Source organism: Hydrogenophaga sp. FW305-3-2-15-A-LB1 (genome assembly GCF_058787875.1).
In genome coordinates this window covers 1-8,360 of the sequence record NZ_JBYTAE010000135.1, presented here as the reverse complement: position 1 = coordinate 8,360, position 8,360 = coordinate 1, and the positions used below count along the sequence as shown (strand labels likewise).

The window sequence follows — 8,360 nt, the reverse complement described above, 5'->3', positions numbered from 1 at the left end:
GGCGCCGCCTTCGGAACGGGCTTGGGCCGGGGCGCGGGTTCGGGGCGCGGCGCGGGCGCCGGGGCGGCGGGCACGATCCAGCGCACGGTGCTCACCTGCACCGGCTGCGGGCGCGCTGCCGGGGTGGAGGCGGTGGCGGGCGGTTCGGCGTTCGCGGCGGATGCACTGGCGCCGGTGGCCGGGGGCGCTGGCGCCCGGGCGGTGTCGGGCAGTTGAAGCGTGATGCCGCCGGCGAGCAGGACCAGGTGCAGGCCCAGCACCAGCGCCACCAGCGCGGTGAGCACCGACCCGCGTGGCGAGGCAGAAGGTGACAAGGGCGTTTGGGTCACGGGCTGGAAGGGGCGGGGCGGTGCCCCAGGTCGGCGCTGAGCTGGCGGGCGCAGCGCAGCAGGGCGGTGGCGGGGGCGCCCTGCCAGTCGGTGTCCAGCGTGGCCACGGAGCCGAGCACCACCAGGCCCAGCGCGAGCCGGCCCTGGGCGTCGAACACCGGGGCGCAGAAGCCGCCCACGCCGGGCAGCAGGCTGTGCACCACGCGCGCCAAGCCCCGGCGCCGGGTGTCTTCGAGCAGGGCCTGCACCTCCTGCGGCGACTGGGGCACGTCCACCAGGGGCAGATCGCCATGTTGCGGCAGCTTCTTCAGGCGCGCGAGTTCGTCGCGCACCATGGGGGCGATGCGCTGGGCGTCGCGGCCTTCACTGCCCATGAAGGCGGCAAAGCAGCGGCCGGTGGCCGAGGTCAGCAGCGGCATGACGTCGCCCAGGCGCAGGGTGACGGGCACCGTCTGAGGCGCCTCGATCCAATGCACCATGGTGGGGCCCTGGTTGCCCCACACCGCGATGGCCAGGGTGTGGCCGGTCTCGGCCAGCAGGCCATCGATGCGTTCGCGCGCGAACTTCACGGCGTCGAGGCGCGCGAGGCTGGCCAGTCCGATGCGCAGCGCGGCGGGGCCGAGGTCGTAGCGCGTGCTCACCGGGTCCTGCACCACCAGGCCCATGCGCTGGAAGCTCACCAGGTAGCGGTGGGCCTTGGCCGCGCTCATGCCGGCCGCGGCGGCCAGGTCGCGCAGCATCAGGGCACCGTCGGCCTGCGACAGGGCATCGAGCAGCTCGAAGCCCACTTCCACCGACTGGATGCCCGCGCGCAACGGTTCCGCGTCGTCACGGGTTTCGGTGTCGATGGCGGGGCGTTGGGCAACAGGCATGTGAATCAGGGTCACGAAGGTTGGACGGTCGGTCGGGCGGTGGGTTCCCCGGGCCGGTGGCGGGTCTTGTAGCGGTTCACGGGGCTTTCGTCTAGAATCCCGTATTTACGAATAGGTGAATCAATTTCACTATCCGTAATTCAAAGACATCCACCGAGTGTGCCACCGATCCGGCCCCAGGCGGACAATGTGCCCGCTTTGACCCCAACCTGACAGCAGGAGACTTGCATGAAACTCGCCACTTACAAAGACGGCTCGCGCGACGGACAACTGGTGGTGGTCTCCCGCGACCTGAGCACGGCGCATTATGCGACCGGCATCGCCCACAAGCTCCAGCAGGCGCTGGACGACTGGAACTTCATCAGCCCCCAGTTGCACGACCTGTACGTCACGCTCAACCAGGGCAAGGCGCGCCACGCCTTCCCGTTCGACCCCGCCCAGTGCATGGCCCCGCTGCCGCGCGCCTACCAGTGGGCCGACGGCTCGGCCTACATCAACCATGTGGAACTGGTGCGCGCCGCGCGCAACAGCGAAGTGCCGGCGTCGTTCTACACCGACCCGCTGATGTACCAGGGCGGCAGCGACGACTTCATCGGCCCCTGCGAAGACGTGGTGGTGGCCAGTGAAGACTTCGGCATCGACTTCGAGGCCGAGATCGCCGTCATCACCGGCGACGTGCCCATGAGCGCCACGCCCGAGCAGGCCTTGGAGGGCGTGCGCCTGCTGATGCTGGCCAACGACGTGTCGCTGCGCAACCTGATCCCGGCCGAACTGGCCAAGGGCTTCGGTTTCTTCCAGAGCAAGCCGGCCACCGCGTTCAGCCCGGTGGCGGTCACGCCCGACGAGCTCGGCGACGCCTGGCAGGGTGGCCGCGTGCACCTGACCATGCAGTCGACCTGGAACGGCCGCAAGGTCGGCATGTGCGAGGCCGGCCCGGAGATGACCTTCCACTTCGGCCAGCTCGTGGCCCACATCACCAAGACGCGCAACGTGCGCGCCGGCTCCATCGTGGGCAGCGGCACGGTGAGCAACAAGGGCACGGACGTGGACGGCCGCAAGGACTGGCCCAAGGGCTACAGCTGCATCGCCGAGAAGCGCGCGATCGAGACCATCCTGGACGGCCAGCCCTCGACCGCCTTCATGAAGTTCGGCGACACCATCCGCATCGAGATGAAGGGCAAGGATGGCCAGTCCGTGTTCGGCGCGATCGACCAGAAAATCGCGCCGCTGGCCTGAGGCCAGCGTTCAAACAGCGTAGACCTGCTCGATCGACGCGAAGCCCTTGACCTCGATCGGGTTGCCGAAGGGGTCGCAGAAGAACATCGTCCACTGCTCCCCGGGCTGCCCCTCGAAGCGCACCTGGGGTGGCAGCACGAAGTCCACGTCCGCGGCCTGCAGCCGCGCGGCCAGCGCTTGCCACTCCGGCAGCAGCAGCACCAGGCCGAAGTGCGGCATGGGCACCAGGTGCTCGCCCACGCGGCCGGTGCGCTGCGTCTTCAGCGGCTCGCCCAGGTGCAGCGAGATCTGGTGGCTGAAGAAATCGAAGTCCACCCAGGTGTCGGTGCTGCGGCCCTCGGCGCAGCCGAGCACGCCGCCGTAGAAGCGGCGCGCCGCGTCCAGGTCGGTGACGTTGAAGGCGAAATGGAACAGGCTGCGGGTGTGCAGCGCAGCGGTGGACGGGTTCATGGCCGCCAGCATAGACGCTGGCGCGCGGTCGAGCACAATGACCGACAGAACCCCAGCCCTTCAGGAGACCCGCATGAGCAGCCCCGTGGACTACAGCCGCTACCAGACCCTCGCCATCACCCGCCGCGGCCCCACCGTGGACGGCGTGCCTTCCGTGCTCGACATCCAGATGCGCGCCGACGGCCCGGGCGGCAACGGCAAGCTGCCCACCGCCGGCCACGACGGCCACTGGGAGCTCAGCGAGATCTGGCGCGACGTGGGGCGCGACGACAGCGTGCGCTGCGCCGTGTTGCGTGGCAGCGGCATGGGCTTCTCCGGCGGCGGCGACCTCGCGCTGGTGCAGGACATGGCGACCGACTTCGAGGTGCGCACGCGCGTCTGGAAGGAAGCGCGCGACCTGGTCTACAACGTCATCAACTGCGACAAGCCCATCGTCAGCGCCATGCACGGCCCGGCCGTGGGCGCGGGCCTGGTGGCCGGCCTGCTGGCCGACATCTCGATCGCGGCCAAGAGCGCCAAGATCGTCGACGGCCACACGCGCCTGGGCGTGGCGGCCGGTGATCACGCGGCCATCGTCTGGCCCCTGTTGTGCGGCCTGGCCAAGGCCAAGTACTACCTGATGTTGTGCGACCCCATCAGCGGCGAGGAGGCCGAGCGCATCGGCCTGGTCTCGCTCGCGGTGGAGGACGCGGCCCTGCTCGACAAGGCCTATGAAGTGGCCGACCGCCTGGCCAGTGGCAGCCAGACCGCGATCCGCTGGACCAAGTACTCGCTCAACAACTGGCTGCGCCAGGCCGGCCCCGCGTTCGACACCTCCCTGGCGCTCGAATTCATGGGTTTTGCCGGGCCCGATGTGCGCGAAGGTGTGGCATCCTTGCGTGAGCGCCGCGCACCCCGCTACGGCGTGGACGGCTGAGACAGACAAGACCTAGACGGCACGACAGGAGATCTCCATGAGCGACGCCCCCGGCAGCGGTTTCGGCAAATTCGTTCCCGGCTTCGAGTTCCTGCAGAACCTCGCGGGCCAGGCGGCCGGCGGGGTGGCGCAGGGCATCAGCCAGAACATCCCGCAGTTGCCCAACCTCGGCAGCTGGGTGGCGCCCACCTTCAACGTGGAAGACCTCGAGAAACGCATCGAGGAACTCAAGGCCGTGCACTTCTGGCTGGACCAGAACGCCAAGGCGCTGGGGGCCACCATCCAGGCGCTGGAGGTGCAGAAGATGACCTTGTCCACGCTCAAGACGATGAACTTCAGCATGGGCGATGTGGCCAACGCGCTCAAGATCAAGGCCGCCGACACCCTGGCCGGCTTCACCGGTTCACCCGCCGCCGCGCCCACGCCGTTTGCCGGCCTGGAAGTGCCGCCGCGCACCTACGGCACCCCTGCCGAGCCCGAAGCCGCGCCTGCGCCGGCGCCGCGCAAGAAGAAGCCGGCCCGCAAGACGGCGACCGCCGCCGCGCCGGCCGCCGGTGGCGTGGTGGACCCGATGCAGTGGTGGGGGGCGCTGTCGCAGCAGTTCCAGCAGATCGCGAGCAACGCGATGAAAGACGTGGCCAAGCAGACCGCGCTCGACACCACGCGCCAAGTCGCCAGCGGCCTGACCGACCAGGCCCTGAAGACCGCCACCGGCATGGCCGGCAAGGCCGCCCGGGGCGTGGGCCGCGCTGCCGCGCGGGCGGTGGCCCGGCCGGCCGCCAGCCCTTCTGCCCAGCGCCCTGCCGCGAAATCCGCCGCCAAGCCGGCCGCCAGGAAGGCCCCGGCCCGCAAGGCCGCCAGCCGACGTTGAACCTCCCACGCCGCCGTGTTCGCGGCGCGCCGCCTTTTTTCTCATGAAACTCTTTCCTTACGCCCACGCCACCCACCCGCAATGGCGGATGGCCGCCGCTCTCGTGCTCGCGCAACTGCGCGCGCAGATGGCGCTGCCCGAATACGCCAAGTCGCCCTGCCTGGGGCTGCTCTACATCACCGACCACTACGCCGACGAAGCCGAGGCCATCCTCAAGCACCTGAGTGCCGAGCTGTCGTCCGAGGCGATCGACTGGGCCGGCACCGTGGGCGTGGGCATCGCGGCCAACAACGTGGAGTATTTCGACGAGCCCGCGATGTGCGTGATGCTGTGCGATCTGCACCCGGGCCAGTACCGTGTGTTCAGCGGGGTGGCGCCACTCTCCACGAGTGGCCGGCCGGCGATCGCCGACCGTTTCGAGGCGCACACGGCGCTGGTGCATGCCGACGGCGGCACGCCCGAGCTGGCCGAACTCATTGCCGAAATGGCCGAGCGAACGCGCAGCGGCTACGTGTTCGGTGGGCTGGCGGCGAGCCGGCACCAGAGCGTGCAGTTTTCGCTCAGCAGCGCGGGCACCCTCGACGGCCAGGGCGCGGCCAGCGGGGTGTTCCATGGCGGCCTGAGCGGCGTGGCCTTCGGGGCGGACGTGGGCCTGGTCTCGCGCGTCACGCAGGGGGCGCAGCCGGTGGACCGCGAGCGCACGGTCACCGCGTCCGACGGCAACCTGGTGCTGATGCTCGACGACGAACCCGCGCTGGACGTGCTGCTGCGCGAGCGCGTGATCTCGCTGGAGCAACCCGAAGAAGCCATGCCGCGCCTGCGCGCCACGCTGGTGGGGCTCTCGCCGCCGCTGCCCGAGCACAGCGCGTCCTCAGCGCCCGCCCCGCGCGTGCGCGGCCAGTTCGGCACCGAGGTGCTGGTGCGCCACCTGATCGGCCTGGACCCGGGGCGGCGCGGCATCGCGATTGCCGACGTGGCGCCGGTGGGCACGCGCCTGGCCTTCTGCGAGCGCAACGCCGAGGCCGCGCGCGCCGACCTCGTGCGCGTGTGCGCCGAGGTGCGTGAAGAGCTCGAGCCCGAAGAGCTGGGCCTGTCGATGGCGACGGCGCTCTCGTCCACCGACGTGGAGGCCGGCCCGCATGCCGCGCGTCGCATCGCCGGGGCGGTGTACGTCAGCTGCTCGGGGCGCGGCGGGCCGCATTTCGGCAGCCCCAGCGCCGAGCTTCAGGTGGTGCGCCGCGCGCTCGGCGATGTGCCGCTGGTGGGTTTCTTCGCCGGTGGCGAGATCGCTCACCACAGCCTCTACGGTTACACCGGCGTGCTCACCGTGTTCACCATGCCCTGAGACGACCGGCCCAGGCCGATGCCGCGCGCCCGCGCGCGCCGCAGCAGGAAGAACACGATGCTGACGTTGAGCAGGTTGAAGCCGATGCCGTTGAGGAAGGCGGCCTGGTAGGAGCCGGTCAGGTCGAAGATCGCGCCCGACATCCAGCCGCCCAGCGCCATGCCCAGCAGCGTGGCCATCAGCACCGTGCCCACGCGCACGCCGGCCTGCATGGGCGCGAAGTGCTCGCGCACGATCAGGGCGTAGCTCGGCACGATGCCGCCCTGGAACAGGCCGAACAGGCCGGAGATCAGGTACAGCGGCACCAGGCCATCGAAGGGCAGGAACATCAGCAGCGCCACGCCCTGCAGCACCGAACCCAGCAGCAGCGTGCGCAGGCCGCCGATGCGGTCGGAGATCCAGCCGGAGATCAGCCGGCTCGCCACGCCCATGCCCAGCATCACCGAGAGCATCTCGGCGCCGCGCGCGGCGCCGAAACCCAGGTCGGTGCAGTAGGCCACGATGTGCACCTGCGGCATGGACATGGCCACGCAGCACGACACCCCGGCCACACACAGCAGGGCCTGCAGCGTGCCGGGCGACAGTCCGAGTGGCCGATCGCCTGGCGCGACAGTCGCGCTGGCGGGCGCAGCGACCGGCACCGGCGCTGCTTCAGGAGGCGGGCGCCGCCGCAGCACCAGGGCCAGCGGCAGCATGGTGAGCAGGCAGAACACGCCGATGAAGGTGTAGGCCTCGCGCCAGCCGCCGTGGTCGATGAAATGCTGCGTCACCGGCGGCCAGATCGCGCCAGCCACGTAGTTGCCGCTCATGCAGATCGCCAGCGCGATGCCGCGGCGCCGGTCGAACCAGCGTGAGGTGTCGGCCACCAGCGGCGCGAAGGTGGCCGAGGTGCCGAGCAGGCCGATGAGCAGGCCTTGCGCCAGGCTGAACTGCCAGAGCGTGGTGGCCGCACCGGCGGCGATGAAACCCAGGCCCAGGCCGACGGCGCCACCGAGCACCGGCACCATCACGCCGAAACGGTCGGACAGCTTGCCCATGAGGATGCCGCCGACGCCGAAGCCCACCATGGTGAGCGTGTAGGGCAGCGAGGCGGCGCCGCGATCCACCCCGAAGTCGGCTTGGATGCGAGGCAGCACCACGGTGACCGAGTACATGCCCACGCCGCCCAGCGTCATGAGCACGAGCGAGACGACCAGCCGCCACCACGCGTAGGGTGATTCGGTGGTCGTCGCGGGGCTCATGCGGCGCGGGGTGTCTGGCGGGCGCGGGCGCGCTCCAGCGTGCGGCGGGCTTCGTGCACCGGCATGCCGTACATGTCGGCGAAAGCCTCCACCGTCTGCCCGCTGGCGTCGAAGGCGCGCAGCAGGGCTTCGTCGCGCGCGGCGCGGCTGGCCGCTTCGGCCAGGGCTTCGGCGGTGATGGCGTTGACGGTCTCGTCGCGCCCCATCACCAGCGTGGCGTAGGCCTCACGGCCCAGGCCCGAGGCCTCGAAGGCCTGCACGATGCGCTGGCGCAGCTTGGGGACCAGGTCTTCCGGCGAGCGGCCCTGGCGGCGGCGGAAGACCTCGATCAGCGCATGGTGCACGTGCTCGGGCGCCAGGGGCTCCACCGGCTGGCCGGCGAGGTCGTGGCGCGGCTGGCCCGAGGCCACCACGGTCAGGTAGCGCGACGAGCGGGTGTGCAGGGCCAGTGCGGCCTTGAGTCCTTCGGCGTCCAGCACGCCTGGGTGGGCGTCGAGCAGGTCCTGGTAGATGCCGCGCTTGAGCGGCTTGAGCACCTCGCCGAAGAGGCCGGGCGCGAGCTGGGCCAACTGGTCGAGCACCGGGTGCTGGCGGGGTGGGCGCGCATCGGTGCGTGGGGCCTTGTTGCGCGGGGCGCCGCGGCGCGCCCGGGCCGGTTGGGCGGTGGCGGGCGCGTCGGGCGGGATGGTGGCTGTGTTCATGGCTGGGAGTGGGACCGGCAGCGGGGCTGCGAAGTCCGACATCATGCCAGTGCCTGGGATGCGGGCCACCTTCGTCCATGCATGGGGCGCCGGAACGGTCCATGGCACGCCGGCCATTTTTGGATTTCGATAACCTTTTTGTTCATTTCATGCCGGAAAAGCATGGGTTTTGTAGAAAAACAGTGTTATAAATTTCCGCGCGCGGGTGTCTTGAACGGTCCACCAGAGACGGGCTCCGCGCAGCAAGTGCCGATGGGCACCTCATGCCGGCGATGGTCGGATCGCGCCGGATGGTGATGCCCCTTGGTTTCAATCCAACTTGATTCGGGAAAGACCTCGGCATGTTCGACGCATTCGACGAGGGTGGGGGGCTTGGTGCCACCCATCACAGGGGAGAGG

9 protein-coding genes and 1 pseudogene are annotated in these 8,360 nt (G+C 70.3%); 4 read left to right on the top strand and 6 right to left on the bottom strand.

Annotation, left to right across the window (positions count from 1 at the left end; genetic code table 11):
• Together AC3WPZ_RS26845 and AC3WPZ_RS26840 are read right to left on the bottom strand one after the other, a co-directional pair.
• Positions 1-314, bottom strand: a pseudogene (locus tag AC3WPZ_RS26845) (hypothetical protein); the annotation flags it as partial.
• Between the two features lie 11 nt (positions 315-325).
• Positions 326-1,201 (bottom strand): IclR family transcriptional regulator, encoded by an 876-nt coding sequence (locus AC3WPZ_RS26840; RefSeq protein ID WP_492442401.1) that lies wholly within the window; start codon positions 1,199-1,201, stop codon positions 326-328.
• 228 nt (positions 1,202-1,429) lie between these two features.
• Here AC3WPZ_RS26840 and AC3WPZ_RS26835 point away from each other — a divergent pair, with 228 nt between their 5' ends.
• Positions 1,430-2,437, top strand: a complete 1,008-nt coding sequence (locus AC3WPZ_RS26835; protein WP_444687595.1) for a fumarylacetoacetate hydrolase family protein — start codon at positions 1,430-1,432, stop codon at positions 2,435-2,437.
• Positions 2,438-2,446: 9 nt separating this feature from the next.
• Here AC3WPZ_RS26835 and AC3WPZ_RS26830 read toward each other — a convergent pair whose 3' ends face one another.
• Entirely contained in the window at positions 2,447-2,887 is a 441-nt protein-coding gene (locus AC3WPZ_RS26830) for a VOC family protein (protein ID WP_382322154.1), read from the bottom strand.
• Positions 2,888-2,972: 85 nt separating this feature from the next.
• Between AC3WPZ_RS26830 and AC3WPZ_RS26825 the strand changes: the two genes are divergently transcribed.
• Genes AC3WPZ_RS26825 through AC3WPZ_RS26815 form a run of 3 tightly spaced genes read left to right on the top strand, consistent with a single transcriptional unit; the run spans position 2,973 to position 6,019 of the window.
• Positions 2,973-3,803 carry an enoyl-CoA hydratase/isomerase family protein gene (locus AC3WPZ_RS26825; RefSeq protein ID WP_382163839.1) on the top strand — a complete coding sequence of 277 codons (831 nt, stop codon included), beginning with the start codon at positions 2,973-2,975 and terminating at the stop codon, positions 3,801-3,803.
• A 37-nt stretch (positions 3,804-3,840) separates the two neighbouring features.
• The gene (locus AC3WPZ_RS26820; RefSeq protein WP_492442399.1) at positions 3,841-4,674 is read left to right on the top strand and encodes a PhaM family polyhydroxyalkanoate granule multifunctional regulatory protein; all 834 of its coding nucleotides are present in this window, start codon (positions 3,841-3,843) and stop codon (positions 4,672-4,674) included.
• Positions 4,675-4,717: 43 nt separating this feature from the next.
• Positions 4,718-6,019, top strand: coding sequence for an FIST signal transduction protein (locus tag AC3WPZ_RS26815; RefSeq protein WP_382322152.1), 1,302 nt, complete (start codon positions 4,718-4,720; stop codon positions 6,017-6,019).
• Here the strand turns inward: AC3WPZ_RS26815 and AC3WPZ_RS26810 are convergent.
• The 3 genes from AC3WPZ_RS26810 to AC3WPZ_RS26800 form a co-directional block, all read right to left on the bottom strand.
• Positions 5,983-7,260 (bottom strand): MFS transporter, encoded by a 1,278-nt coding sequence (locus AC3WPZ_RS26810; protein WP_492442397.1) that lies wholly within the window; start codon positions 7,258-7,260, stop codon positions 5,983-5,985. The two genes, AC3WPZ_RS26815 and AC3WPZ_RS26810, sit on opposite strands and share 37 nt — an antisense overlap.
• Positions 7,257-7,961, bottom strand: coding sequence for a ProQ/FinO family protein (locus AC3WPZ_RS26805; RefSeq protein WP_492442395.1), 705 nt, complete (start codon positions 7,959-7,961; stop codon positions 7,257-7,259). The genes AC3WPZ_RS26810 and AC3WPZ_RS26805 overlap by 4 nt, the downstream gene beginning before the upstream one ends.
• A 185-nt stretch (positions 7,962-8,146) precedes the next feature.
• The coding region (locus AC3WPZ_RS26800) for a hypothetical protein (RefSeq protein WP_492442393.1) at positions 8,147-8,360 on the bottom strand (214 nt) is incomplete at its 5' end.

Coding starts and splice junctions, on each gene's coding strand:
- AC3WPZ_RS26820 (WP_492442399.1), top strand. CDS start 3,841: ATGAGCGACGCCCCCGGCAGCGGTTTCGGCAAATTCGTTCCCGGCTTC.
- AC3WPZ_RS26830 (WP_382322154.1), bottom strand. CDS start 2,887: ATGAACCCGTCCACCGCTGCGCTGCACACCCGCAGCCTGTTCCATTTC.
- AC3WPZ_RS26840 (WP_492442401.1), bottom strand. CDS start 1,201: ATGCCTGTTGCCCAACGCCCCGCCATCGACACCGAAACCCGTGACGAC.
- AC3WPZ_RS26835 (WP_444687595.1), top strand. CDS start 1,430: ATGAAACTCGCCACTTACAAAGACGGCTCGCGCGACGGACAACTGGTG.
- AC3WPZ_RS26805 (WP_492442395.1), bottom strand. CDS start 7,961: ATGAACACAGCCACCATCCCGCCCGACGCGCCCGCCACCGCCCAACCG.
- AC3WPZ_RS26810 (WP_492442397.1), bottom strand. CDS start 7,260: ATGAGCCCCGCGACGACCACCGAATCACCCTACGCGTGGTGGCGGCTG.
- AC3WPZ_RS26815 (WP_382322152.1), top strand. CDS start 4,718: ATGAAACTCTTTCCTTACGCCCACGCCACCCACCCGCAATGGCGGATG.